This window comes from Pseudomonas sp. MDT1-17, from assembly GCF_054898105.1.
This window is the reverse complement of record NZ_JBUBVM010000001.1, coordinates 3902807-3928281: the sequence shown is the minus strand read 5'-3', so window position 1 is coordinate 3928281 and position 25475 is coordinate 3902807. Positions and strand designations below refer to the sequence as shown.

Here is a 25475-nt window from a genome sequence, read left to right as displayed (position 1 = left end):
CTCTAAGAAATATACCCGCCCATGGAGTGAGTAATGCTGATCCCAGGCAAACCGGTAAAACCAGGCGCTTGTGCCGACCTGTTACGCACACCACTGCAGGGGCGCGAACTCCTGCGTGACCTGGCCCGCAAGGCCGAGGAGGAGCTGATGGGCGTGCAGATGGCGAGCATGGATGAGTTGACGCTGCTCTCCAATCGACACGGTTTTACAGCGCTGGCCCAACAAGGGCTGGATGCCTGCCAGCAGCTGGAAAAGCCAGCGACGCTACTGCTCTTCAATATAGATGGCTTCAAGCACATCAATTATCTCTATGGGCGTGCCGAGGGCGACAAAGCCCTGAAAACCTTCGCTGATATGCTGCGAATTGCCTTTCGCGAGAGCGATGTGATCGGCCGACTGGGTAACGACACTTTCGTCGCATTGCTGACGGGCTCAAGCTTTGTGGAAATACTCACTATCAAGGCGCGGCTCGAAGAAATACTCGAAGAGCGCAATGCCACGGTGCACCGCGGTTATGACATCCGCTTCAGCATCGGGCAAATCGAGTGCAACCCTCAACTTCCCGGCTCGATTGAGGAGTTGTTGGCGCAGGCCGATGCGTTCACTTGGCAAACAACTGGCCCACATCTTTGAATGCCTTGAACTCAAGCGCGTTGCCGCACGGATCGAAGAGAAACATCGTCGCTTGCTCACCCACCAATCCCTGAAAGCGAATGCCCGGTTCGATCACGAATCGGGTTCCCAGGGATTTCAATCGCTCGGCCAGCGCTTCCCATTGCTCCATCCCCAATACCACACCGAAATGCGGCACCGGCACATCATGACCGTCGACAGCATTGGTGTGCGCGGCTTCTTGAGACGCGTTTTTCGGTGCGAGGTGAATGACCAGCTGATGGCCGAAAAAATTGAAATCGACCCAATGATCGCTCGAGCGACCTTCTTCCAGGCCGAACACTTCGCCATAAAAATTCCGCGCGGCGCTCAGGTCGTAAACCGGGATGGCCAAGTGAAAAGGGGAGAGTTGCATCGGAATGTGCCTCGACTGTATGGATTCAGACTGAGTTTAGCTCTGTGCTTTTTGATTAAAAGACGATAATTTTTGCATCGAGCTCAAAATATTTCGATCAATCGAGAACGCCATGCTGCGGGAACTGAAAACCTTTATTGCGGTGACGCGCTACGGCACGTTTGCCGCGGCCGGGATGCACATCGGCCTGACCCAATCGGCTGTCAGTGCGCAGATCCGCAATCTGGAACAGGCCCTGGGTATTCGTTTGTTCGACCGCACCGGACGCCAGGCGCTGCTCAATGCTGCGGGCCAGCGCGCATTGCCGATGGCCAGGGAAATGCTGGAAACCTTCAGCCGCATGGCGGTCAGCGATGATGTCAGTGAGTATCGCGGCGAGTTGAAAATCGGTGCGGTGGCCACGGCCCAGACCGGACTGCTGCCCCAGGCGTTGCTTCGACTGAGGCAACAGGCGCCGTTGCTGGAACCGAAACTGGTGCCCGGCGTGTCGCTGAACCTGTTAAGTCAGGTGGACACCGGTGAGGTGGATCTGGCGATCCTCATCAAGCCGCCGTTCGAGTTGCCCAAAGAACTGTCAGCGCAGGTCATCCGCAAGGAGCCTTTTGTATTGATCGTGCCAGCGGAACTTGAAGGTGATGAGCCGTTGCAGATCCTCGCGAGCCACCCGCATGTGCGTTACGACCGCAATTCGTTCGGTGGAAGATTGGTGACGCGGTTTTTGCGTGAGCAGCAGATTGATGTGCAGGTGGCTTTGGAGCTGGATGAGCTGGAGGCCATCGTGAAGATGGTTGAATGCGGGTTGGGAGTGTCGCTGCTACCCGAGGCGGGGCTCTGGCTTGAGCATGGGGCGAAGGTCAGGATCATCCCGTTGGGAGAGTTGACGTTCTACCGGGAGATCGTACTGTTGCAGCGCTATAGCCAGCGCACGCAACCGATCCAGCAGCTGTTTGCGCAGTGTTTAGTCTGACGTCAACGTCAAAAGATCGCAGCCTTCGGCAGCTACAGGGGATTGGTGTTCATCCGCCAACATGGGTGACACCGGTCAATGTAGGAGCTGCCGAAGGCTGCGATCTTTTGACTTCGCGTCCCCCATAAAAAACCCGCCTGAAGAGGCGGGTTTTTTAGTGGCTGACCGAAGATTACTCTTCGAGGCTGCCCATGGCCGTGGTGTTGAAACCACCGTCCACGTACATGATTTCGCCGCTGATGCCGGACGCCAGGTCCGAGCACAGGAAGGCGCCGGCGTTGCCGACTTCGTCGATGGTGACGTTGCGACGCAGCGGGGTTTGCGCTTCGTTGGCGGCCAGCATCTTGCGGAAGTTCTTGATGCCGGAAGCGGCGAGGGTGCGGATCGGACCGGCCGATACGCAGTTGACGCGGGTGCCGTCCGGGCCCAGGGAGCCGGCCAGGTAACGAACGCCTGCTTCCAGCGAGGCCTTGGCCATGCCCATCACGTTGTAATTCGGCATGGTGCGCTCGGCGCCCAGGTACGACAGGGTCAGCAGGCTGCCGTTGCGGCCTTTCATCATTTCGCGGCCAGCTTTGGCCAGGGCCACGAAGCTGTAGGCGCTGATGTCGTGAGCGATGCGGAAACCTTCACGGGTGGTGGCTTCGGTGAAGTCGCCATCCAGTTGGTCGCCCGGGGCGAAGCCGACGGAGTGCACGATGCAGTCCAGGCCGTCCCACTTCTTGCCCAGCTCAACGAAGACCTTGGCGATTTCTTCATCGCTGGCCACGTCGCACGGGAAGCACAGGTCAGGGTTGGAACCCCAGCTTTGTGCGAACTCTTCGACACGACCCTTGAGTTTGTCGTTCTGATAAGTGAAGGCAAGCTCAGCGCCCTCGCGATGCATGGCGGCAGCGATGCCGGATGCGATGGACAGCTTGCTGGCGACACCGACGATCAGTACGCGCTTACCGGCGAGAAAACCCATGTGTTGCTCCTCTCTTTCAGGTTATTACGCAGTGGCTGGAACCAGGAAAGCGGCTTCCAGCAACTGCTGTGTATACGGATGTTTGGGGGCCGCAAAAATACTTTGCGCGTCTCCCTGTTCGACCACTTGGCCTTGCTTGACCACCATTAGCTGGTGGCTCAGCGCCTTGACGACAGCCAGGTCATGGCTGATAAACAGATACGTCAGGTTGTACTTGGTTTGCAGTGAACGCAGCAGCTCCACCACTTGGCGTTGCACGGTGCGGTCGAGGGCCGAAGTCGGCTCGTCCAGCAGAATCAACGCCGGTTTTAGCACTAATGCCCGGGCAATGGCGATTCTCTGCCGTTGCCCACCGGAAAATTCGTGGGGGTAGCGGTGCCGGGTTTCCGGGTCCAGACCTACCTCCTTGAGTGCCGCAATAATCGCTTGTTCCTGTTCCGCCTCGGTGCCCATCTTGTGGATCCGCAGGCCTTCGCCGACGATCTGGCTCACGCACATCCGTGGGCTCAGGCTGCCGAACGGGTCTTGAAACACCACCTGCATCTCCCGACGCAGTGGCCGAACCTGTTGCTGCGTCAGGCAGTCTAGCTGCTTGCCTTCAAAACGGATCGCGCCTTTGCTACCGATCAGCCGTAAAATCGCCAAACCCAGTGTCGACTTGCCGGAACCGCTTTCTCCCACAATCCCCAAGGTCTGGCCTTGAGGCAGGCTGAAATTGATTCCGTCCACCGCTTTGATGTGGTCGACGGTTTTTTTCAGAAAGCCTTTCTTGATCGGGAACCAGACTTTCAGGTCCTCGACTTGCAGCAATGGCGGGCCAATCACATTGGTCGCCGGTTTACCGCTGGGCTCCGCTGCCAGCAGTTCCCGAGTGTACGGATGCTGTGGCGCGCGGAACAACTCTTCGCACGATGCCTGTTCGACGATGCAACCGCGCTGCATGACACATACGCGATGCGCAATTCTTCGCACAAGGTTCAAATCGTGACTGATCAGTAGCAGCGCCATGCCCAGTCGGGCCTGTAAGTCCTTGAGCAATTCGAGGATTTTCAGCTGGACGGTCACGTCCAGCGCGGTGGTCGGTTCGTCGGCGATCAGCAGTTCCGGCTCGTTGGCCAGGGCCATGGCAATCATCACCCGCTGACGCTGGCCGCCAGACAATTCGTGGGGCAGGGCCTTGAGGCGCTTTTCGGGCTCCGGGATGCCGACCATTTCCAGCAACTCCAGCGTGCGCTTGGTCGCGACTTTGCCGATCAGGCCCTTGTGGGTGCTCAACACCTCGTTGATCTGCTTCTCGATCGAGTGCAGCGGATTGAGCGAGGTCATCGGCTCCTGGAAGATCATCGCGATCCGGTTGCCGCGGATGTGGCGGATGGTTTTCTCTTTCAGGCTCAGCAGGTTTTGCCCGGAATACTCGATGGTCCCGGACGGATGCCGGGCGAGCGGGTAGGGCAGCAGCCGCAGGATCGAGTGGGCGGTCACCGATTTGCCGGAACCACTTTCGCCCACCAGCGCCAGGGTTTCGCCACGCTTGATATCGAAGCTCACGCCTTCGACGACCCGCTGACAGCGGTCCCCGACGATAAATTCGACGGCCAGGTCGCGCACTTCGATCAGATTGTCCTGATTCATTTCACTTCCTCGGGTCGAAGGCATCGCGAGCGGACTCGCCGATGAACACCAGCAAACTCAACATCAACGCCAGCACCGCAAACGCGCTCATACCGAGCCAGGGCGCTTGCAGGTTGGATTTGCCCTGGGCCACCAGTTCACCCAGCGACGGCGCGCCAGGCGGCAGACCGAAGCCCAGAAAGTCGAGAGCGGTCAGGGTGCCGATGGCGCCGGTCAGGATGAACGGCATAAAGGTCATGGTCGAGACCATGGCGTTGGGCAGGATGTGGCGGAACATGATCGCACCATTCTGCATCCCCAACGCCCGGGCGGCGCGCACGTATTCCAGATTGCGCCCGCGCAGGAATTCGGCGCGGACGACGTCGACCAGGCTCATCCACGAGAACAGCAGCATGATCCCCAGCAGCCACCAGAAGTTCGGCTGGACGAAACTGGCGAGAATGATCAGCAGATACAGCACCGGCAGCCCGGACCAGATCTCCAGAAAACGCTGTCCGGCCAGGTCGACCCAGCCGCCATAGAACCCCTGCAGGGCGCCGGCAATCACACCGATAATCGAACTGAGAATGGTCAGCGTCAGCGCAAACAGCACCGAAATCCGGAAGCCGTAAATGACCCGGGCCAACACATCGCGACCCTGATCGTCAGTACCCAACAGGTTGTCGGTCGAAGGTGGCGCCGGGGCCGGGACTTTCAGGTCGTAGTTGATACTTTGGTAGCTGTAGGGAATCGGCGCCCACAGCACCCAGGCGTCTTTGGCCTGGAGCAATTCGCGGATGTACGGGCTCTTGTAGTTGGCTTCCAGCGGGAATTCACCGCCGAAGGTAGTTTCCGGGTAACGCTTGAGCGCCGGGAAGTACCAGCCGTTGTCGTAGTGCACCACCAGCGGTTTGTCGTTGGCGATCAATTCGGCACCGAGGCTCAGCCCAAACAGCAGCAGAAACAGCCACAACGACCACCAGCCACGCTTGTTGGCCTTGAACAGTTCGAAACGTCGGCGATTGAGAGGGGAGAGATTCATCTCAATGCTCCCGGCTTTCGAAGTCGATGCGCGGATCGACAAAGGTGTACGTGAGGTCTCCGATGAGTTTCACCACCAATCCCAACAGGGTGAAGATGAACAACGTGCCGAAGACCACAGGATAATCGCGGTTGATCGCGGCCTCAAAACTCATCAGCCCGAGACCGTCGAGGGAAAAGATTACTTCCACCAGCAACGAGCCGGTGAAGAATATGCCAATAAACGCTGACGGGAACCCCGCGATCACCAGCAGCATGGCGTTGCGGAATACATGGCCGTAGAGCACGCGGTGATGGGTCAGGCCCTTGGCCTTGGCGGTCACCACGTACTGCTTGTTGATTTCGTCGAGGAAGCTGTTTTTGGTCAGCAGCGTCATGGTCGCGAAGTTGCCGATCACCAGTGCGGTGACGGGCAATGCGAGGTGCCAGAAGTAATCGAGAATCTTGCCGCCCATGCTCAATTCGTCGAAGTTGTTGGAGGTCAGCCCTCTGAGCGGGAACCAGTCCAAATAACTGCCCCCGGCAAACACCACGATCAGCAGGATCGCGAACAGAAACGCCGGGATCGCGTAGCCAACGATGATCAACGAGCTGGTCCATACGTCGAAGTGGCTGCCGTGCCGCGTCGCCTTGGCGATCCCCAGCGGGATCGACACCAGGTACATGATCAGCGTGCTCCACAGCCCGAGCGAGATTGACACCGGCATCTTTTCCTTGATCAGGTCGATGACCTTGGCGTCGCGGAAGAAGCTGTCGCCGAAATCCAGGGTGGCGTAGTTCTTGATCATGATCCACAAGCGTTCCGGCGCCGATTTATCGAAGCCGTACATGTGTTCGATTTCCTTGACCAGCATCGGGTCCAGGCCCTGGGCACCGCGATAGGCGGAGCCGGCCACCGAGACTTCGGCACCGCCGCCGGCGATGCGGCTGGTGGCGCCTTCGAAGCCTTCGAGCTTGGCGATCATCTGTTCCACCGGCCCGCCGGGGGCGGCCTGGATGATCACGAAGTTGATCAGCAAAATGCCGAGCAAGGTCGGGATGATCAGCAGCAGTCGCCGAAAAATATACGCCAGCATCTATTACTCCGTGCCCGCAGGGTCGGCTTGCAGTTTGGTTTCGACTTCTACCGCAGGTTTCGCATCGGGCTTGACCCACCAGGTGTTAATGCCGATGTCGTACTTGGGCGAGACTTTTGGGTGACCGATGTGGTTCCAATAAGCCACGCGCCAGGTCTTGATGTGCCAATTGGGGATCACGTAATAGCCCCATTGCAGCACGCGGTCCAGTGCACGGGCGTGAGCCACCAGGCTTTTGCGCGAATCGGCGTTGATCAGTTGCTCGACCAATTGGTCCACCACCGGGTCTTTCAGGCCCATGGAGTTGCGGCTTCCGGGTTTGTCGGCGGCAGCGGACATCCAGAATTCACGCTGTTCGTTGCCCGGTGAATTGGACTGCGGGAAGCTGCCGACGATCATGTCGAAGTCCCGGGAGCGAACGCGGTTGATGTACTGCGAGACGTCCACCCGGCGGATCACCAGGTCAACCCCCAGGTCGCTGAGGTTGCGCTTGAACGGCAGCAGCACCCGCTCGAATTCGGTTTGGGCCAGCAGGAATTCGATAGTCACCGGTTTGCCAGTGGCGTCGACCATCTTGTCATCGACGATCCGCCAGCCCGCCTCTTGCAGCAGTTGATAGGCTTTACGCTGCTGGGTGCGGATCATGCCGCTGGCGTCGGTCACCGGGTTCTGAAACGCCTCGCTGAACACCTGCTCGGGGATCTTGCCGCGGAACGGGTCGAGGATCGCCAGTTGATCGGCATCCGGCAGGCCAGTGGCGGCCATTTCCGAGTTTTCGAAATAACTGCGGGTGCGGACGTAGGCGCCGTTGAACAGCTGCTTGTTAGTCCATTCGAAGTCCAGCAACAGGGTCAGGGCCTGACGCACGCGCACGTCCTGGAACACCGGGCGGCGCAGGTTGAATACAAAGCCTTGCATGCCGGTCGGGTTGCTGTTCGGGATCTGTTCCTTGATCAGCCGGCCCTCGGTAACGGCAGGAATGTTGTAGGCGTTCGCCCAGTTCTTCGCGGCCATTTCCAGCCAGTAATCGAACTGCCCTGCCTTGAGCGCTTCCAGGGCCACAGTGTTGTCGCGGTAGTAGTCGGTGGTCATGACGTCGAAGTTGTAGAAGCCGCGGTTGGCCGGCAGGTCCTTGCCCCAGTAATCCTTGACCCGCTCATAGCGCACCGAACGCCCGGCCTTCACTTCACTGACTTTGTACGGGCCGCTGCCCAGTGGCATTTCCAGGTTGCCCTTGTTGAAATCACGCGTTGCCCACCAATGCTTGGGCAGCACCGGCAACTGGCCGAGGATCAGCGGCAGTTCACGGTTGTTGTTGTGTTTGAACTTGAACAACACAGTCAGCGGATCTTCAGCGACCACTTCCTCGACATCGCTGTAGTAACCGCGGTACAGCGGCGCGCCGTCCTTGATCAGGGTCTGGAAGCTGAACACCACGTCCTCGGCGCGCATCGGATGCCCGTCGTGGAAGCGCGCTTCGGGGCGCAGGTAGAAACGCACCCAGCTGTTGTCCGGGGCTTTTTCGATCTTGCCGGCGACCAGGCCGTACTCGGTGAACGGTTCATCCAGGCCCTGTTTGGCCAGGGTGTCGTAGATCATGCTGATGTCGTCGGCCGCGACCCCTTTGCTGATGAAGGGATTGAGGCTGTCAAAGCCGCCGAAACCGGCCTGACGGAAGATCCCGCCCTTGGGCGCGTCGGGGTTCACGTAATCGAAGTGTTTGAAGTCGGCCGGGTATTTCGGCGGCTCGTTGTACAGGGTCAGGGCATGTTGCGGGGCGGCGCAGGCCAGCCCGGCGAACAACAGGCCGCTGGCCTGCAAGAGCAGGGCGCGTACGGGTTTCATCGATCTTTCTCCGAAGATTTCAGCCACCACGCGCTCAGGCCCAACGTGTAGGGCGGCGTAGTGACGAAGGCGAACCGGTTGCGGTAGGCCAGGCGGTGATAATTGAGGTACCAGTTGGGAATGATGTAGTGCTGCCACAGCAACACCCGGTCCAGGGCCTTGCCGGCGGCGACCTGTTCATCGCGGGTCTGGGCGGCGAGCAATTGTTCGAGTAAATGGTCGACCACCGGATTGGCGATGCCCGCGTAGTTTTTGCTGCCCTTGACCCCGACCTGGCTGGAATGGAAGTACTGCCATTGTTCCAGGCCTGGACTGAGCGTCTGGTTGAGGGTCATCAGGATCATGTCGAAATCGAACTGATCAAGGCGTTGCTTGTACTGGGCGCGATCGACTGTGCGTAGCCGAGCGTCGATGCCGATGCTGGCGAGGTTTTCGACGTAAGGCTGAAGGATGCGTTCCAGGTTCGGATTGACCAGCAGAATCTCCAATCGCAACGGTTGCCCAGCGGCATTCTGAACGTGCTGGCCGCTGAGCTTCCAGCCGGCCTCAGCGAGCAGGCCCAGGGCCTTGCGCATGGTTTCCCGGGGAATGCCGCGCCCTTGGGTCTGCGGCAGGCTGAACGGCTCGGTGAAGAGCTTGGCGGGCAATTGCTCGCGATACGGCTTGAGCATCAGCCATTCATGGCCGACCGGGAGGCCGGTGGCGGAGAACTCACTGTTGGGGTAGTAGCTCATGGCGCGTTTGTAAGCGCCGCTGAACAGGGTGCGATTGGTCCACTCGAAGTCGAACATCAGGCCCAGCGCTTCACGGACCTTGGTCTCGGAGAGCGCCTGGTGCCGGGTGTTCATGAACAGGCCCTGGCTCTGGGTCGGGATCTGATGCGCGATCTGCGCCTTGATGACGTCGCCGCGTCGCACCGCCGGGAAGTGGTAACCGTTGGCCCAGTTCTTCGCCTGGTGCTCGATATAGATGTCAAATTCGCCGGCCTTGAAGGCTTCGAAGGCGACGTCGCTGTCGCGGTAGAACTCGACTTCCATGCGGTCGACATTGTATTTGCCGCGATTGATCGGCAGGTCTTTGCCCCAGTAATTCTTGACCCGTTCGAAAACGATCTGACGCCCAGGCTCTACCGACGTGATGCGATACGGTCCACTGCCCAGTGGCGGTTCGAAGGTGGTGGCCTTGAAGTCACGATCTTTCCAGTAATGCTGGGGCAGCACCGGTAATTCCCCCAGGCGCAGGATCAGCAACGGATTGCCGGCGCGCTTGAAGACGAAACGAATGCGCTGCGGGTTGAGGATGTCGACCCGCGACACTTCCTGAAGATTGGTGCGGTATTGCGGATGGCCTTCCTTGAGCAACAAACGGTAGGAGAACGCCACGTCATAGGCGGTAATCGGCGTGCCATCGTGGAAACGTGCTTCGGGGCGCAGGTTGAACACCACCCAGCTGCGGTCCTCGCTGTATTCCACGGATTTAGCGATCAGGCCATAGTTGGAGGTCGGTTCATCGCCGGACGGTGCGTACTGCCCGGTGCCGACCATCAGCGGTTCGTTGAGCTCGTTGATGCCGTACTGCAGGAAGTTGGGTGTGGAAACCGGACTCGAGCCCTTGAAGGTGTAGGGATTGAGCGTATCGAAGGTGCCAAATGCCATCACCCGCAATGTACCGCCCTTGGGCGCTTGCGGGTTGACCCAGTCGAAGTGGGTAAATCTGGCCAGGTACTTGAGCGTGCCGAACTGCGCATAACCATGGCTTTCGCTGATCGTCGCGCTTGCGGGGGAGCTCAAGGCCAGGCTGATCAGGAGCAGGAGGAGGGGACGCTTCAAGTCAGGGATCCGATCCAGGCGGCTTGGGCTTTGTGGCCCGTACAGTAACAGCTTGTATCGACAGGAAAAAGACGGGTGCTGAAAGCGGTGTCGGGGCATAAAAAAAGATCGCAGCCTGCGGCAGCTCCTACACGTGCTTACATTCGTAGGAGCTGCCGAAGGCTGCGATCTTTTCTGGTTTCACATCAATCAGCGTGGGGAAGCCACCGTCAGCATCTGCCCAGGCTTCAGCGCCTGACCGACCCGTGGGTTCCAGCGCTTGAGGTGCTGCATTTCAACGTTGAAGCGCTTGGCTACCATGTACAGCGAGTCGCCTTGCTTGACCTTGTATTGGGTCTGCTGTTGCTGCTTCTTGCTGTCTGACTTGCTGTTCGCCGCCACGACGGTGTTGACGCGACCGCTGCTGCGCTTGGTGGTGTCCTGCATGACCAGTGTCTGGCCGACCTTGAGGTTCTTGCCGGTCAGCTTGTTCCAGCGCTGCAGGTCCTTGATGTCGACTTTGTTGGCCTTGGCGATGGTGCCGAGGTTGTCGCCGCGTTTAACGCGGTAAGCGCGTTTGAGGCTGGCAATTTCGGAGTCGTCTGCGCCTTCGAATACGGGTTTGAGCGACTTCTTGCTGATCAGCTCTTCAGGACGCATGGTCGAAAGGCTGGTGGTCAGCAGCTGCGCCTTGGACGTCGGCACCAGCAGATGCTGAGGGCCATCAATGGTGGTGCGCTGCTTGAACGCCGGGTTGAGCTGGAACAGTTCGTCTTCGTCGATGTTGGCCACCGCGGCGACCTTGGACAGGTCCATGCGCTGGTTGATTTCGACGACCTGGAAGTACGGTTCGTTGGCGATCGGGTTCAGGTTCACACCGTAGGCTTCGGGTGCCAGCACCACTTGCGACAACGCCAGCAACTTCGGCACGTAGGCCTGGGTTTCAGCCGGCAGCGGCAGGTTCCAGTAATCGGTCGGCAAACCGAGCTTTTCGTTACGCTCGATGGCACGGCTGACCGTGCCTTCGCCGGCGTTATAGGCCGCCAGGGCCAGCAGCCAGTCGCCGTTGAACATGTCGTGCAGGCGGGTCAGGTAATCCATGGCCGCGGTGGTCGAGGCGGTGATATCGCGACGGCCATCATAGAAACGGGTTTGACGCAGGTTGAAGTAACGCCCGGTGGAGGGGATGAATTGCCACAAGCCAACCGCGTTGGCCCGGGAATAGGCCATCGGGTTGTAGGCACTTTCAATCACCGGCAACAGCGCCAGTTCCAGCGGCATGTTGCGCTCTTCAAGGCGTTCGACGATGTAGTGAATGTAGAGGCTGCCGCGTTCGCCGGCATTTTCGAGGAAGGACGGGTTGCTGGCGAACCACAGGCGCTGTTGCTCGATGCGTGGGTTGACGCCCACGTTGTCCTGCAGCTGGAAGCCTTGGCGCATACGCTCCCAGACATCCTGTGGAATTTCCGGAGTCGGTTTTTCGCTGAGCCAGATAGGTTTCTGCTTGGCTCGCGCGGCAATGTTCGGTGTGTGTGTCGCTTCGGTCTGCGGCACATGGCTGGAACAGCCCGCCAGGGTGGCGGACACAGCCACCGCTATGGCTTGAACCAAGCGGGTCAATGCGTCTGAATTGATGGCTTTACGAATAGATGACGACATTGGCTGGAAGTAAGTTCCGGGCAAAAATGTCGGGCGATTCTAGAAAGCGTACCCCCTGCGGTCAACCATTCAGAATTTTTGTACCAACGGGATAGCTACTTAGAACTTATCTTTCCAAGCCCGAAGCGCAGCAAAAACCGCACTCGGAGCCCGGTTATCGGTTCCATTCCGTTCGTCCACTTTTTCTTTAACGGATGTTTCGTCGACACGCAAAAACGGGTTGGTAAGCTTTTCAAGCGCCAGAGTAGAGGGCAGCGTCATGATTCCGGCTGCACGTTGCGCGGTGACTTTTTCCAGACGTGCGGCGGTGTCCGGATTGTTCGGTTCCACCGCTGCGGCAAACTTCAGGTTGCTCAGGGTGTATTCGTGGGTGCAATAGACCAGCGTATCCTCAGGCAATGAAGCCAGGCGCGTCAGCGAGGTGTGCATCTGCTCCGGCGTACCTTCAAACAGCCGCCCGCAGCCGGCGGCAAAGAGGGTGTCGCCGCAGAACAGCAGGCCGTGATGGTAATAGGCAATATGCCCCAGGGTGTGACCGGGGACGGCAAAGATATCGAAGTCCCGGCCCAGCACGGTGACGCGGTCGTTGTCCTTGAGCGCCACGTCCCGGCCCGGGATGGTTTCGCTCGCCGGACCGTAGACTTTCGCGTCTGTCGCTTTTTTAAGCTGCTCGACGCCGCCGACGTGGTCATGATGATGGTGAGTGATCAGAATATCACTCAACACCCAACCCGGATGCTCTGCGAGCCAGGCCTGCACTGGCGCGGCATCACCCGGATCGACCACTGCGCAGCGCTGGGTGCGGTGGTCTTGTAACAACCAGATGTAGTTGTCGGTGAAGGCGGGCAGGGCACTGATCTGTATCATCGTCGGATTCGCCAAGCGGAAAACAATGGTGCATCTTAGAACTTCCTGGCGCGTTGGAGAATGCAATGACCGATAAAGCGTTCGCTCAGGCTGATCCTGAGTGGCTGACATTGATCAGCGCGGCCCGTGAATGGCTGTCCGGCCCCATTGGGCAATTTCTGCTGGACGAAGAACGTCGCATGCTCGAAGACGAGTTGGGGCGCTTCTTTGGTGGCTACCTGGTGCATTACGGTCCGTCGGCCCAGACACCGCCGTCGGCGCCGCAAGTGCAGCGCAATGTGCGGCTCGGGGCGCCGTTGCCGGGTGTCGAGATCGTCTGCGAAGAGCAGGCGTGGCCTTTAAGCGAGCATGCCGCCGACGTAGTGGTGTTGCAGCATGGGCTGGATTTCTGCCTGTCACCCCACGGTTTGCTGCGTGAAGCGGCGAGCAGCGTGCGGCCCGGCGGGCATCTGCTGATCATTGGGATCAATCCCTGGAGCAGTTGGGGCTTGCGACACGTTTTTGCTCACGACGCCTTGCGCAAGGCTCGCTGCATCTCCCCGTCGCGAGTCGGCGACTGGCTCAATCTGCTGGGTTTCGCGCTGGAGAAACGTCGCTTCGGGTGCTATCGTCCGCCGCTTGCGTCACCCGCCTGGCAAGCTCGTCTGGCTGGTTGGGAGCGCAAGGCCGGTGACTGGCAATTGTCGGGTGGCGGCTTCTATTTATTGGTAGCGCGCAAGATCGTGGTGGGCCTGCGGCCCGTCCGTCAGGAGCGGCGCGAACCGATGGGCAAGCTGATTCCTTTGCCGATGGCCAAGGTCAATCGTCGCCGTATCGATCCGTAATACACTTTTTATTTTCCCGGCCGGGTTTGTCCCGGCCTCGGGCATCGTCGAACATTGATCGGCGAGCCACCGCATTTTCTGGATAGATTGGCATGAGCGATAGCGTAGAACTCTTCACCGACGGCGCCTGTAAAGGCAATCCTGGCCCAGGCGGCTGGGGCGCTTTGCTGGTGTGCAAGGGCATTGAAAAAGAACTGTGGGGTGGCGAAGCCAACACCACCAACAACCGCATGGAGCTGATGGGCGCGATCCGCGGCCTGGAAGAACTCAAGCGCTCCTGCGACGTCCTGCTGGTGACTGACTCGCAATATGTGATGAAAGGCATCAATGAGTGGATGGACAACTGGAAGAAGCGCGGCTGGAAAACGGCGGCGAAAGAACCGGTGAAAAACGCTGATTTGTGGAAGCTGCTCGATGAGCAGGTCAATCGCCACAACGTCACCTGGAAATGGGTGCGTGGCCACATCGGCCACCACGGCAATGAACGGGCCGACCAATTGGCCAACCGCGGCGTAGATGAAGTACGCGGTTACAAACAGGCCTGATCCCGGCACTACCGATGCACCGTGTCGCGCCATTCGCGAGCAGGCTCGCTCCCACATTGGACCGCTTCCGCCCGGACAACTCGGCCAACTGTGGGAGCGAGCCTGCTCGCGAATGGGTGCAACACGGGGTACCTGAAAGACCCCGGCGAGCGTGTTAACATCGCCGCTTTTGCACGATTGACCCGTTGAGAGCTGAGCACTGATGGCCACCAGATCCGTTGTACTCGATACCGAAACCACCGGCATGCCGGTGACCGACGGCCACCGGATTATCGAAATCGGTTGTGTCGAGTTGATCGGTCGGCGCCTGACGGGCCGGCATTTCCACGTTTACCTGCAACCGGACCGCGAGAGTGATGAAGGCGCCATTGGCGTCCACGGCATCACCAACGAATTTTTGGTGGGCAAGCCGCGCTTCACTGAAGTGGCCGATGAGTTCTTTGAATTCATCAAGGGCGCGCAGCTGATCATTCATAACGCGGCGTTCGACGTTGGCTTCATCAACAACGAATTCGCCTTGATGGGCCAGCACGATCGTGCGGACATCACGCAACACTGCTCGATCCTCGACACCCTGATGATGGCCCGGGGACGTCACCCGGGGCAGCGCAACAGTCTCGACGCCTTGTGCAAACGTTATGGCGTCGACAACTCCGGCCGTGAGCTGCACGGTGCGTTGCTCGACTCCGAGATCCTCGCCGACGTTTACCTGACCATGACGGGCGGCCAGACCAGTCTGTCCCTGGCCGGTAATGCCTCCGATGGCAATGGTTCCGGTGAGGGGGCAGACAACTCGGCCACCGAAATCCGCCGTCTGCCGGTCGATCGTCAACCGACGCGAATTGTTCGCGCCAGCGAAGATGACTTGGCCCAACACGTGGCACGCCTGGAAGCCATCGCCAAATCCGCCGGCGCCCCGTCGCTCTGGCAGCAACTGGCCGAGGCCAAGGCTCAGGCGTAGGCGCTTCGGAAAAAGATCGCAGCCTCGTTTCACTCGACAGCTCCTACGGGGTTACGCATTCCGTTGTAGGAGCTGTCGAGTGAAACGAGACTGCGATCTTTTGATCTTGATAAGGCGTACCGCGCCCGATGACCCATTTTAGGGCATCGCGCTCGCCACAAGCGCTTGAACCCTCTACCCTGAGGTGATTGGCGGACCACGGTCTGCCGCCTCAGGACACTGAGCCCCATGTATAAAGATCTGAAATTCCCGGTCCTGATCGTCCATCGCGACATCAAGGCCGACACCGTCGCCGGTGACCGCGTGCGTGGCATCGCCCGGGAACTGGAGCAGGAAGGCTTCAGCATTGTCTCGGCGGTGGATTACACCGAAGGGCGCCTGGTCGCCTCGACCCATCACGGTCTTTCCTGCATGTTGATTGCGGCCGAAGACGCCAGCGCACACTCTCATCTATTACACAACATGGCCGAGCTGATCGGCCTGGCGCGGGTTCGTGCGCCCGACTTGCCGATCTTCGCTCTGGGTGAGCAGGTGACCCTGGAGAACGCTCCCGCCGACGCCATGGCTGAACTCAATCAGTTGCGCGGCATCCTTTATCTGTTTGAAGACACCGTGCCATTCCTGGCCCGCCAGGTGGCCCGAGCCGCGCGAAAATACCTGGATGGTCTGCTGCCGCCGTTTTTCAAGGCGCTGGTGCAACACACTGCCGACTCCAATTATTCCTGGCACACACCCGGTCATGGCGGCGGCGTGGCGTACCACAAGAGCCCGGTGGGACAGGCGTTTCACCAGTTCTTCGGGGAAAATACCCTGCGTTCGGATTTGTCGGTGTCGGTGCCGGAACTCGGTTCTTTGCTTGATCACACCGGTCCGCTGGCAGAAGCGGAGGCCCGTGCTGCCCGCAACTTCGGCGCTGATCACACCTTCTTCGTGATCAATGGCACCTCGACCGCCAACAAAATCGTCTGGCATTCGATGGTCGCGCGCGATGACTTTGTGCTGGTGGACCGCAACTGTCACAAGTCGGTGCTGCACTCGATCATCATGACCGGCGCCATCCCGCTGTACCTGTGCCCGGAGCGCAATGAGCTGGGGATCATCGGCCCGATTCCGTTGAGCGAATTCAGCCGCGAATCGATTCAGGCCAAAATCGATGCCAGCCCGCTGACCAAGGGCCGGGCGCCCAAGGTCAAGTTGGCGGTGGTGACCAATTCGACGTACGACGGCCTCTGCTACAACGCTGAGCTGATCAAGCAGCAGTTGGGCAACAGCGTCGAGGTCTTGCACTTCGATGAAGCCTGGTACGCCTACGCGGCGTTTCACGAATTCTTCGCCGGGCGTTACGGCATGGGCACTTCCCGCAGTGAAGACGGCCCGCTGGTGTTCACCACCCATTCCACCCACAAACTGCTGGCGGCGTTCAGCCAGGCGTCGATGATTCACGTGCAGGACGGCGGCGCGCGGCAACTGGATCGGGATCGCTTCAATGAAGCGTTCATGATGCACATCTCCACTTCGCCGCAGTACAGCATCATCGCTTCGCTGGACGTGGCTTCGGCCATGATGGAAGGGCCGGCCGGGCGTTCGCTGTTGCAGGAAATGTTCGACGAAGCGCTGAGTTTTCGCCGGGCGCTGGCCAATCTGCGCCAACACATCGCCGCTGACGACTGGTGGTTTTCCATCTGGCAGCCACCGTCGGTGGAAGGCATCGACCGTGTTGTCACGCAAGACTGGCTGCTGCAACCCGACGCCGACTGGCACGGCTTTGGCGGCGTGACCGACGACTACGTGCTGCTCGATCCGATCAAGGTCACTTTGGTGATGCCGGGCCTGACGGCAGGCGGCGCACTCAGCGAACGCGGGATTCCGGCGGCGGTGGTCAGCAAATTCCTTTGGGAGCGTGGGCTGGTCGTCGAAAAGACCGGGCTGTATTCATTCCTGGTGCTGTTCTCCATGGGCATCACCAAGGGCAAATGGAGCACGCTGCTGACCGAGTTGCTGGAATTCAAGCGCAGCTACGATGCCAACGTCAGCCTCGCGAATTGCCTGCCGTGCGTGGCGCAAGAGAATGTCGCGCGCTATCAGGGCATGGGCTTGCGGGATCTGTGCGATCAACTGCACGCCTGCTACCGCAGCAATGCCACGGCCAAACACCTCAAGCGCATGTACACCGTGCTGCCGGAAATCGCCATGAAGCCATCTGACGCCTATGATCAATTGGTGCGTGGCGAGGTTGAAGCGGTGTCGATCGATGCTCTGGATGGGCGGATCGCCGCAGTCATGCTGGTGCCGTACCCGCCGGGCATCCCGTTGATCATGCCCGGCGAGCGTTTCACTGAATCGACACGCTCGATTATCGATTACCTGGCATTCGCCCGTACGTTCGATAGCAGCTTCCCGGGGTTTGTCGCTGATGTGCACGGTTTGCAACACGAAGACGAGGGCAATGGACGGCATTACACCGTCGATTGCATCAAGGAATGAGGACCTTTCCCAGTATGCAACCACTCATGAATCCTAAATATCCAGGGCTGTCGGTACGCGTTGCCGACGACGGTTTTGCGGCCTACATCTGGGGCAGTGATTTCAGTTTTGAAGTCGCGGCCTACGGCGCAGCCGAAATCGGCATACCGGTGGAGCATTGGCTGGTGACGCCGATCACGCCCTATCGCAAGTGCTACGGCATCGATCCTGAAGAGTTCAGCAGTTTCCGCGATGCCGCTGACAGCGCGATTTTCATGGCTTATCTCGATGATGAGCCGGTGGGCCACCTGGTGGTCAGCACCAACTGGAACGGCTTTGCCCATATCGACGAATTGGCGGTGCATGCGCCGGCGCGCCGCCATGGCGTGGCCAAGGCGTTGCTGGATGTGGCGCAGTTCTGGAGCCGCAAAAAGAAACTGCCGGGCATCATGCTCGAAACCCAGAACAACAATCTGGGCGCCTGTCGCCTATATGAGCGCATCGGTTACGTCATGGGCGGAATCGATCATCTGCGCTATCGCGGAATCGATCCGAACACCGCTGAAGTGGCGCTGTTCTGGTATCGATTGTTCGATAACCCGCTGGAAACCCTGGCTAACTCGCCAACATCGCCACGGCTTGTTCCGTAATGATCCCCAGTAAGGCCTGAACCGCCGGTGATGGCTCGCCGTTCTTGAGGGTCAAGGCATACAGGCTGATCGGCACGGCGGGCGCCAGCGGGCAGGCATCCAGCCCGGCCGATTTGGCCCCGAGGGCGGTGAAAGGGTCGACGATGGCCAGGCCTTCACCGGCCTCGACCATGCTGCGCATCATCTGGTGAGTCTGTACGCGGGTCTGAATGACCGGGGCAGGGCGCAGGGCATGCAGTTTGTTCTCCAGCACCGGACTCAGCGGCTCATGACCCTCCAGGCCAACCATCGATTGGCCGGCCAGGTCCTGCAGCGAGATGTACTTTTGTTTGGGTTGCAGCCAACCGTGAGGTGCCAGCAGCTGAAGTTTGCCTTGGGCAATTACCTGGCAATGCATGTCGGCGTGATCGGGATCATGCAGGCTCAGGCCCAGATCGCTTTCGCGCAGCAGCAGGCTTCTGACGATTTCGCGGGTGGGTTGGCTCAGGAGGGTGCAAGGCGCGTCAGGGAGGCGTCGGCGCAGGGCGGCAATGCTCTGTGGCAATAACTGCTGTGCCAGGGGCGGCGTGCAGATGATCCGCAAGGGCGGAGCCTGATATTGCTTGAGACTGTTGGCCAGGCGCTGGACCGGCTCGAGCGCTTCATAAACGTGGGCGATCTGGACCTGCAACTCCCGCGCCTCGCGTGTGGCCTGCAGGCGTCCACGCACGCTGGAAAACAGCATGAAACCCAACTGATCCTCGGCGTCGCGAAGAATGCGTTCGACTTCGGCCACAGGCAGCTGCAGCCATTCGGCCGCGGTGCCCAGGTGACCGGTCTGCAAGAGCGCCTGAATCACTTCGATATGACGTAAACGCATGCGTGAAGTCCATGTTCAGCAGGTGAGGGAGTCAGTGGCTGAATCCTAACTCAAGTGCGCGCATATGACTTCTGCTCATAACACGGGGTTATGAGGCGAGGGTGGTTTCCGGCCGGCTGCCGACATAGGTGTCGGGTTCGCGCACGATGGTGATGTTCGATTGCACCAGCAGAAACTGGTTGTCGTCGAGCTTATTGACGCGGTCGCCAATGGCCAGCTTATAAGTGGTGACAGGCACCGAGCCAGCGAGGCCGTCTGCCGACGGGGTGGATTCCTGGAATTCATGCACGGAATAGACACGGCCTTCCGCGTCTCTTGCATGGAACTGACCGACGAGTACTGCTGCCATCTGCTTAGAACCTCTGGAGATAAATCACTCAATATGCGGCTCTGTAGACCGTGGTTGGGCGAAGTAAGTTTTCCTACAGGAAAAAAATAGTCAGGGGCGGCGTTTCAGTCGCCCACTGATTGAATCGTCATCTATAACTACAAGCTCTTTCCATCGGACAGTCGAGAATCTTCCATGAGCAACGTCTATACGATCGCCGTACTGGTCGGCAGCTTGAGAAAGGATTCGATCAATCGCAAGCTGGCGCTGGCCCTGGCCGACCTGGCGCCTGCCAATCTCAAGCTTACAATCGTCGAAATCGGCGATTTGCCGCTCTACAACGAAGACATCGACGGTGCTTCACCGCCGGCAGCCTACAGCACTTTCCGGCAACAAGTCAGTTCATCCGACGCAGTGCTGTTCGTGACCCCTGAATACAACCGTTCGGTGCCAGCACCGATGAAGAATGCGATCGATGTGGGATCGCGCCCTTATGGCAAGAGCGCCTGGAGCGGTAAGCCTGGAGCGGTGATCAGTGCTTCGCCGGGCGCTGTCGGCGGATTTGGCGCCAACCATCACCTGCGCCAGTCCATGGTGTTTCTGGATGTGCCTTGCATGCAGCAACCGGAAGCCTATCTGAGCGGCGCCGGTACAGCGTTCGATGAGGCGGGTAACCTGTCCGAGTCGGTCAAGCCGTTCTTGCAAAAATTCATCGATGCTTACGGCAAGTGGGTCGAGCAACACAAGACGCTATGACGCTCATTTAGCCACTGAGCCGGCCACAGAAAATTACTCCGATCGGCAGCCTGGCGACGTTGCTTTGGCTGCATGTACTGGAACGCAAGAGCTTCGGATCGGTTGGGGTTATTACTTCAAGGTGACGGTACCGGTATTGTTGGTGACGTTTGTGACGTTGGTGGCGCTGGCATTGCGGTTATCCATCTGAACCGGGTTGGCCCTTTCGCGAGCAGGCTCGCTCCCACAGGGATCTTCGCCAAAAGGAGATCAAACGTGGGAGCGAGCCTGCTCGCGAAGAGGCCATCGCAGTCACCACAAATCTCAGCCACTGCCAGGAACGTTAGGCCAAAGATCCGCCACCAGAAACAAGCGCTCGGCTTCCTCCCAATCCCCGTCGGTATTTTCGATCAATCGCACCAGCAACTGCGCTGGCGCCAGTGGCTCCAGATCGCTGAGCCAGGCATTCAGCTGCTCACTGTTCCAGGTCTGCTCCGCCGGATAGTGCGCTGGCGCCAGCCAGGCATGGCGAGGCAGGGGTTGCCAGCGACCGAATGGACGCTGCACGACAAAATCTGCCCAGTCCTTCTGATGCAGCCAGCTACCGCGCAAGTGCTGTGGATGTGCGCCGTTCGGTGGCTCGGCCGGTCCCGGCCACGGATACAGCAAATAGCCCCCCAGCCACAAATGCGCACTGAACTGCTGGATATCCAGAGCCGCCAACACTTCACGGCTCTCCGGGCGCGCCGAAATCGGCAATTGATGTTGAGTCAGATGGGCCAGTTTGCGGTCCAGTCGATCGTGGCAGCCTGGGCCGAGCCACTGCGCGGTGTCGTGTCCGTCGCCATTTTGCGGGCCAAGGTAAAGTTTGATCGCCAGTTCCAGATGATGCACGCCGTCGCGGTCGCGCAGCAGCATGTCCAGCTCGCCCAGCGTGTGGCCTTCGCGGCGGATCGGCATGTTGGCGGCAATCAGGTCGATACCCGGCGCGTGCCGCACGGCGTATTGCCAGAGGCGCTCGTAGTACAAGCCCAAGCGCCGGGTTCTGGCCTGCGCCAGCCAGTGCAACAAGTCATAGCTGTCGCGATCGAGTTGCCGCAGCCATAGCTCCAGTCGCTCCGGCGCCTGTACCCAGTCACTGCCGGCCAGCGGATGGCGTTGCGGCCACGGGGTGACGTCGAGCATCGGCGGCGCGAGGATGACCCACGCCAGGTCGCGCACTTCGGGGTGGCGCAACTGGTGGGGTAACTGCAGCAAATCTGGAAATAGGATCATCTTGCGAGCATAGCCCTAAACATGAGTACATCCTTGTCGCTGAAAGGATTTTGTCTATCCCGCGCTTTCGCCCATAATTGTGTCTTTCGCCGTCCTCGCAGGAACCCCATGGAGCAATTTCGCAATATCGGCATCATCGGTCGCCTGGGCAGTTCTCAGGTGCTGGATACCGTCCGCCGACTGAAACGGTTTCTGCTCGATCGTCACCTGCACGTGATCCTCGAAGACACCATCGCCGAAGTCCTGCCGGGTCATGGCTTGCAAACGTCGTCGCGCAAGATGCTCGGCGAAGTATGTGACATGGTGATTGTGGTCGGCGGTGACGGCAGCCTGTTGGGCGCCGCCCGCGCGCTGGCCCGGCACAATATTCCGGTGCTCGGCATCAACCGGGGCAGCCTGGGCTTCCTGACCGATATTCGCCCCGATGAGTTGGAAGTCAAAGTCGCCGAAGTGCTCGACGGCCACTATCTGGTGGAAAACCGCTTTCTGCTGCAAGCCGAAGTCCGCCGCCACGCCGAGGCCATCGGCCAGGGCGATGCGCTGAACGATGTGGTGCTGCACCCCGGCAAATCGACGCGGATGATCGAGTTCGAGCTGTACATCGACGGCCAGTTCGTCTGCAGCCAGAAGGCCGACGGCCTGATCGTCGCCACGCCCACTGGTTCCACCGCCTACGCGCTGTCGGCGGGCGGGCCGATCATGCATCCCAAGCTCGACGCTATTGTGATTGTGCCGATGTACCCCCATACCTTGTCGGGCAGGCCGATTGTGGTCGATGGCAACAGCGAGCTGAAAATCGTCGTGTCCAAAGATATGCAGATCTACCCGCAAGTCTCCTGTGACGGGCAGAACCACTTCACCTGCGCGCCGGGTGACACCATCACTATCAGCAAGAAGGCCCAGAAGCTGCGGCTGATTCACCCGCTCGACCACAACTATTATGAAGTCTGCCGGACCAAGCTCGGCTGGGGCAGTCGGTTGGGTGGTGGAGGCGATTGATGCTCGATCCCGCGCGTAGCTACGACCTGATCGGTGACGTGCACGGTTGCGCTCTGACCCTTGAGCACTTGCTCGACCGGCTCGGTTATAAAAAGCACGGTGGCGTCTGGCGGCACCCGTCGCGTATGGCGGTGTTCGTCGGCGACATCATTGACCGCGGCCCGCGGATTCGCGAAGCGCTGCACATCGTTCACGACATGGTTGAAGCCGGCCAGGCGCTGTGCATCATGGGTAACCATGAATTCAACGCCCTCGGCTGGAGCACGCCGGCGCTTCCGGGCAGCGGCAAGCAGTTCGTGCGTGAACACACCCCGCGGCATGCCCGCTTGCTCAACGAAACCCTGACCCAGTTCGAAGACCATCCGGCTGACTGGCATGACTTTCTGCAATGGTTCTATGAGATGCCATTGTTCGTCGATGCCGGGCGTTTCCGGGTGGTGCATGCATGCTGGGACTCGGGACTGATCGAACCGCTACGGGCATTGTTCCCCAACGGTTGCGTCGACGAGCACTTCCTTCAGGCCTCCGCGGTGCCGGGCAGTTTCGCCTGCACCGTGTTCGACCGCTTGCTGCGCGGCACCGACATGCGCTTGCCTCATGGCCTGACCATGACCAGCGGCGATGGCCTGACGCGTTCGTTTTTCCGCACCAAGTTCTGGGAAGACGACCCGCAAACCTACGGAGATATTGTGTTCCAGCCCGACGCCCTGCCCGAACCCGTGGCCCAGACGCCGCTGTCGTCCACCGAGAAAAACACCTTGCTGCGCTATGGCGTCGATGAGCCTTTGTTGTTCGTCGGCCACTACTGGCGCAGCGGCAAACCGGTGCCGATCCGGCCAAACCTGGCCTGTCTGGATTACAGCGCCGTGCTCTACGGCAAACTGGTCGCCTACCGTCTGGACCAGGAAACCCGTCTCGACCCGCACAAATTTGTCTGGGTCGATGTCGAACGTCCGGAGGTGCTGCGATGAGTGCCGTTGCCGTTTTACGTCTGCCGCTGGCGGTGGACTTGAGCGGGTTCGTCGAACTGTTGCGACGCATGCAGGTGCCGCATCGGGTCAGCGAAGAGGCGGGTGAGCAGGTGCTGTGGGTGCCGGCCAACATCAGCGACGACGTGCGCTCGTTGTACGAACGCTTCCCGGCCGGTGATCCCGAGCAACAGCTGGACATTCCGGTGGCCCAAACCATAAAGCGCCCAGGTTTCGTCGAGCAATTGCGCCATGCCAAGGCGACAGCGTTCGTGTTGCTGCTGAGCCTGCTTGTCGGCGCGGTGACGCTGCTGGGCGAAAACCTCGAGACAATGCGTTGGCTGACCTTCCTCGATTTCCGCGTTGTCGGCGAGTACATCCACTTCGTGCCATTGACCGACAGCCTGGCGGCGGGTCAGTGGTGGCGTCTGGTGACGCCGATGCTGATCCACTTCGGCATCCTGCACCTGGCCATGAACGGCATGTGGTACTGGGAACTGGGACGACGCATCGAGTCGCGTCAGGGCAGCATCAACCTGATCGGTCTGACCTTGCTCTTCAGTCTGGTTTCCAACTACGCCCAGTATTATTTCAGTGGCCAGACCTTGTTTGGCGGGTTGTCCGGCGTGCTGTATGGCCTTTTAGGGCATTGCTGGATTTTCCAGCTGTTGTCGCCGAACCGTGCTTATCGCCTGCCGCGCGGTGTGCTGGTGATGATGCTGGTGTGGTTGCTGCTGTGTCTTTCCGGGCTGGTCTCGATGATCGGCTTCGGTGAAATTGCCAATGCGGCCCACGTCGGCGGGTTGCTCGTCGGATGCTTGACCGGTTTGTTGGGTGGTTTGTACAACCTCCGTAAACTGGCCGCCTTAAATTAGTTATGTGAATAAAGAGCGCGGAGACCTTGATGTCCTCTTTTAACGAAATGATCCAAAACATTACCCCCGATATCTACCAGAGCCTGAAGTTGGCAGTGGAAATCGGTAAATGGTCCGACGGTGGAAAACTCACCGCCGAACAACGCGAACTGTCGCTGCAAGCGATGATCGCCTGGGAAATCCAGAACCTGCCCGAAGACCAGCGCACCGGTTACATGGGCGTGCAGGAGTGCGGCTCCAAGTCGATCACCGTGCCGAACATCCTGTTCAAGTCGGATGCCGTCCATTGATCGAGATTGGCCGCGGTGCAATCAGCAAAATGTCGGCGCGCCTTGACGGGCCGAACGTGCAGTACGCGTTTCGTCTGGATGACGTCGAGGTCCCGGTCAATCCATTGATCGGCACCACGGTGCGTCTGGAATACCTGGGGGCGATTCACTGCTCGCATTGTGGACGCAAAACCAAAACCAGCTTCAGCCAGGGTTATTGCTACCCGTGCATGACCAAACTGGCCCAGTGCGACCTCTGCATCATGAGCCCGGAGCGTTGCCACTATGACGCCGGCACCTGCCGAGAGCCGGAGTGGGGCGAAAAGTTCTGCATGACCGATCACATCGTGTATTTGTCCAACTCGTCGGGGGTGAAGGTCGGGATTACCCGCGCCACTCAACTGCCTACCCGTTGGATCGATCAGGGCGCCCGTCAGGCGTTGCCGATCATGCGCGTTTCGACCCGTCAGCAATCGGGTTTCGTCGAAGACCTGTTTCGCAGTCAGGTGGCAGACAAGACCAACTGGCGTGCTTTACTCAAGGGCGATGCGGTTTCGGTGAACTTGGCCGAGGTTCGCGATCAGTTGTTCGACAGTTGTGCCGAAGGGCTGCAAGGTTTGCAGGAACGATTCGGCCTACAAGCAATCCAGACCATTGCCGATGTAGACGTCCTCGAAATCCGCTATCCGGTCGAGCAATACCCGGCCAAAATCGTCAGCTTCAACCTGGACAAGAATCCGATTGCCGAAGGCACGCTGCTGGGGATCAAGGGCCAATACCTGATTTTCGACACTGGCGTGATCAATATTCGTAAGTACACGGCCTATCAGCTCGCCGTGCATCAGTAAGGACTCCA

The 25475-nt window shown here is 59.5% G+C and carries 25 protein-coding genes and 1 pseudogene; 14 read left to right on the top strand and 12 right to left on the bottom strand.

What is annotated here, in order from left to right:
* The first annotated feature begins 33 nt into the window (after positions 1-33).
* Positions 34-633, top strand: coding sequence for a GGDEF domain-containing protein (locus ACYZTX_RS18130; RefSeq protein WP_462035233.1), 600 nt, complete (start codon positions 34-36; stop codon positions 631-633).
* On the opposite strand, the gene ACYZTX_RS18125 is transcribed toward ACYZTX_RS18130, so the two are convergent.
* Positions 602-1027 (bottom strand): VOC family protein, encoded by a 426-nt coding sequence (locus ACYZTX_RS18125; protein WP_462035232.1) that lies wholly within the window; start codon positions 1025-1027, stop codon positions 602-604. The two genes, ACYZTX_RS18130 and ACYZTX_RS18125, sit on opposite strands and share 32 nt — an antisense overlap.
* 112 nt (positions 1028-1139) lie before the next feature.
* On the opposite strand from ACYZTX_RS18125, the gene ACYZTX_RS18120 reads away from it, so the two are divergent.
* Positions 1140-1994: a LysR family transcriptional regulator gene (locus tag ACYZTX_RS18120; RefSeq protein ID WP_462035231.1), complete on the top strand. Its 855-nt coding sequence runs from the start codon at positions 1140-1142 to the stop codon at positions 1992-1994.
* Between the two features lie 172 nt (positions 1995-2166).
* Here the strand turns inward: ACYZTX_RS18120 and fabI are convergent, their stop codons facing one another.
* The 8 genes from fabI to gloB all read right to left on the bottom strand — a co-directional run bounded on the left by fabI (position 2167) and on the right by gloB (position 12868).
* Positions 2167-2961, bottom strand: a complete 795-nt coding sequence (fabI, locus tag ACYZTX_RS18115) for an enoyl-ACP reductase FabI (RefSeq protein ID WP_008152082.1) — start codon at positions 2959-2961, stop codon at positions 2167-2169.
* Positions 2962-2985: 24 nt separating this feature from the next.
* Positions 2986-4593 (bottom strand): ABC transporter ATP-binding protein, encoded by a 1608-nt coding sequence (locus tag ACYZTX_RS18110; protein ID WP_462035230.1) that lies wholly within the window; start codon positions 4591-4593, stop codon positions 2986-2988.
* Position 4594: 1 nt separating this feature from the next.
* Positions 4595-5614, bottom strand: a complete 1020-nt coding sequence (locus ACYZTX_RS18105) for an ABC transporter permease (protein WP_462035229.1) — start codon at positions 5612-5614, stop codon at positions 4595-4597.
* Between the two features lies 1 nt (position 5615).
* Positions 5616-6689: a microcin C ABC transporter permease YejB gene (locus tag ACYZTX_RS18100; RefSeq protein ID WP_462035228.1), complete on the bottom strand. Its 1074-nt coding sequence runs from the start codon at positions 6687-6689 to the stop codon at positions 5616-5618.
* 3 nt (positions 6690-6692) lie between these two features.
* Complete coding sequence (locus tag ACYZTX_RS18095) at positions 6693-8534, bottom strand: extracellular solute-binding protein (protein WP_462035227.1); 1842 nt, start codon at positions 8532-8534, stop codon at positions 6693-6695.
* Positions 8531-10363: an extracellular solute-binding protein gene (locus ACYZTX_RS18090; protein ID WP_462035226.1), complete on the bottom strand. Its 1833-nt coding sequence runs from the start codon at positions 10361-10363 to the stop codon at positions 8531-8533. Before ACYZTX_RS18090 ends, ACYZTX_RS18095 begins: the two co-directional genes overlap by 4 nt.
* Before the next feature lie 189 nt (positions 10364-10552).
* Complete coding sequence (locus ACYZTX_RS18085; protein WP_462035225.1) at positions 10553-12001, bottom strand: lytic transglycosylase domain-containing protein; 1449 nt, start codon at positions 11999-12001, stop codon at positions 10553-10555.
* Between the two features lie 99 nt (positions 12002-12100).
* Complete coding sequence (gloB, locus tag ACYZTX_RS18080; protein ID WP_462035224.1) at positions 12101-12868, bottom strand: hydroxyacylglutathione hydrolase; 768 nt, start codon at positions 12866-12868, stop codon at positions 12101-12103.
* A 65-nt stretch (positions 12869-12933) separates the two neighbouring features.
* On the opposite strand from gloB, the gene ACYZTX_RS18075 reads away from it, so the two are divergent.
* The 5 genes from ACYZTX_RS18075 (at position 12934) to ACYZTX_RS18055 (ending at position 18311) form a co-directional block, all read left to right on the top strand.
* On the top strand, positions 12934-13692 hold the full coding sequence (locus ACYZTX_RS18075) for a methyltransferase domain-containing protein (protein ID WP_462035223.1): 759 nt from the start codon (positions 12934-12936) through the stop codon (positions 13690-13692).
* Between the two features lie 92 nt (positions 13693-13784).
* Positions 13785-14237, top strand: a complete 453-nt coding sequence (rnhA, locus tag ACYZTX_RS18070) for a ribonuclease HI (RefSeq protein ID WP_008152099.1) — start codon at positions 13785-13787, stop codon at positions 14235-14237.
* A gap of 202 nt (positions 14238-14439) precedes the next feature.
* A complete protein-coding gene (gene dnaQ / locus ACYZTX_RS18065) occupies positions 14440-15198 on the top strand; it encodes a DNA polymerase III subunit epsilon (RefSeq protein ID WP_462035222.1) in 759 nt (252 codons plus the stop codon).
* Positions 15199-15426: 228 nt separating this feature from the next.
* The gene (locus ACYZTX_RS18060; RefSeq protein WP_462035221.1) at positions 15427-17682 is read left to right on the top strand and encodes an Orn/Lys/Arg family decarboxylase; all 2256 of its coding nucleotides are present in this window, start codon (positions 15427-15429) and stop codon (positions 17680-17682) included.
* Positions 17683-17696: 14 nt separating this feature from the next.
* Positions 17697-18311 carry a GNAT family N-acetyltransferase gene (locus tag ACYZTX_RS18055; RefSeq protein ID WP_462035220.1) on the top strand — a complete coding sequence of 205 codons (615 nt, stop codon included), beginning with the start codon at positions 17697-17699 and terminating at the stop codon, positions 18309-18311.
* Here the strand turns inward: ACYZTX_RS18055 and ACYZTX_RS18050 are convergent.
* Together ACYZTX_RS18050 and ACYZTX_RS18045 are read right to left on the bottom strand one after the other, a co-directional pair.
* The gene (locus tag ACYZTX_RS18050) at positions 18277-19170 is read right to left on the bottom strand and encodes a LysR family transcriptional regulator (protein WP_462035219.1); all 894 of its coding nucleotides are present in this window, start codon (positions 19168-19170) and stop codon (positions 18277-18279) included. The two genes, ACYZTX_RS18055 and ACYZTX_RS18050, sit on opposite strands and share 35 nt — an antisense overlap.
* Before the next feature lie 88 nt (positions 19171-19258).
* Positions 19259-19519 carry a hypothetical protein gene (locus ACYZTX_RS18045; protein WP_462035218.1) on the bottom strand — a complete coding sequence of 87 codons (261 nt, stop codon included), beginning with the start codon at positions 19517-19519 and terminating at the stop codon, positions 19259-19261.
* A 174-nt stretch (positions 19520-19693) separates the two neighbouring features.
* Between ACYZTX_RS18045 and ACYZTX_RS18040 the strand changes: the two genes are divergently transcribed.
* Positions 19694-20254, top strand: coding sequence for an NADPH-dependent FMN reductase (locus ACYZTX_RS18040; RefSeq protein WP_462035217.1), 561 nt, complete (start codon positions 19694-19696; stop codon positions 20252-20254).
* A gap of 29 nt (positions 20255-20283) precedes the next feature.
* Positions 20284-20444, top strand: a pseudogene (locus ACYZTX_RS18035) (ArsB/NhaD family transporter); the annotation flags it as partial.
* Positions 20445-20557: 113 nt separating this feature from the next.
* Here ACYZTX_RS18035 and ACYZTX_RS18030 read toward each other — a convergent pair.
* Positions 20558-21508, bottom strand: coding sequence for a DUF1853 family protein (locus ACYZTX_RS18030; protein ID WP_462035216.1), 951 nt, complete (start codon positions 21506-21508; stop codon positions 20558-20560).
* Between the two features lie 108 nt (positions 21509-21616).
* Here ACYZTX_RS18030 and ACYZTX_RS18025 point away from each other — a divergent pair, with 108 nt between their 5' ends.
* The 5 genes from ACYZTX_RS18025 to ACYZTX_RS18005 are packed head-to-tail and all read left to right on the top strand — an operon-like array spanning position 21617 to position 25467.
* Positions 21617-22507 (top strand): NAD(+) kinase, encoded by an 891-nt coding sequence (locus tag ACYZTX_RS18025; RefSeq protein ID WP_010459816.1) that lies wholly within the window; start codon positions 21617-21619, stop codon positions 22505-22507.
* Positions 22504-23478, top strand: a complete 975-nt coding sequence (locus tag ACYZTX_RS18020; protein WP_462035215.1) for a metallophosphoesterase — start codon at positions 22504-22506, stop codon at positions 23476-23478. The genes ACYZTX_RS18025 and ACYZTX_RS18020 overlap by 4 nt, the downstream gene beginning before the upstream one ends.
* The gene (locus tag ACYZTX_RS18015; protein WP_462035214.1) at positions 23475-24350 is read left to right on the top strand and encodes a rhomboid family intramembrane serine protease; all 876 of its coding nucleotides are present in this window, start codon (positions 23475-23477) and stop codon (positions 24348-24350) included. The genes ACYZTX_RS18020 and ACYZTX_RS18015 overlap by 4 nt, the downstream gene beginning before the upstream one ends.
* A gap of 29 nt (positions 24351-24379) precedes the next feature.
* Complete coding sequence (locus ACYZTX_RS18010; RefSeq protein ID WP_449644620.1) at positions 24380-24640, top strand: YeaC family protein; 261 nt, start codon at positions 24380-24382, stop codon at positions 24638-24640.
* Complete coding sequence (locus ACYZTX_RS18005) at positions 24637-25467, top strand: DUF2797 domain-containing protein (RefSeq protein WP_462035213.1); 831 nt, start codon at positions 24637-24639, stop codon at positions 25465-25467. The genes ACYZTX_RS18010 and ACYZTX_RS18005 overlap by 4 nt, the downstream gene beginning before the upstream one ends.
* The last annotated feature ends 8 nt before the right edge of the window (positions 25468-25475 follow it).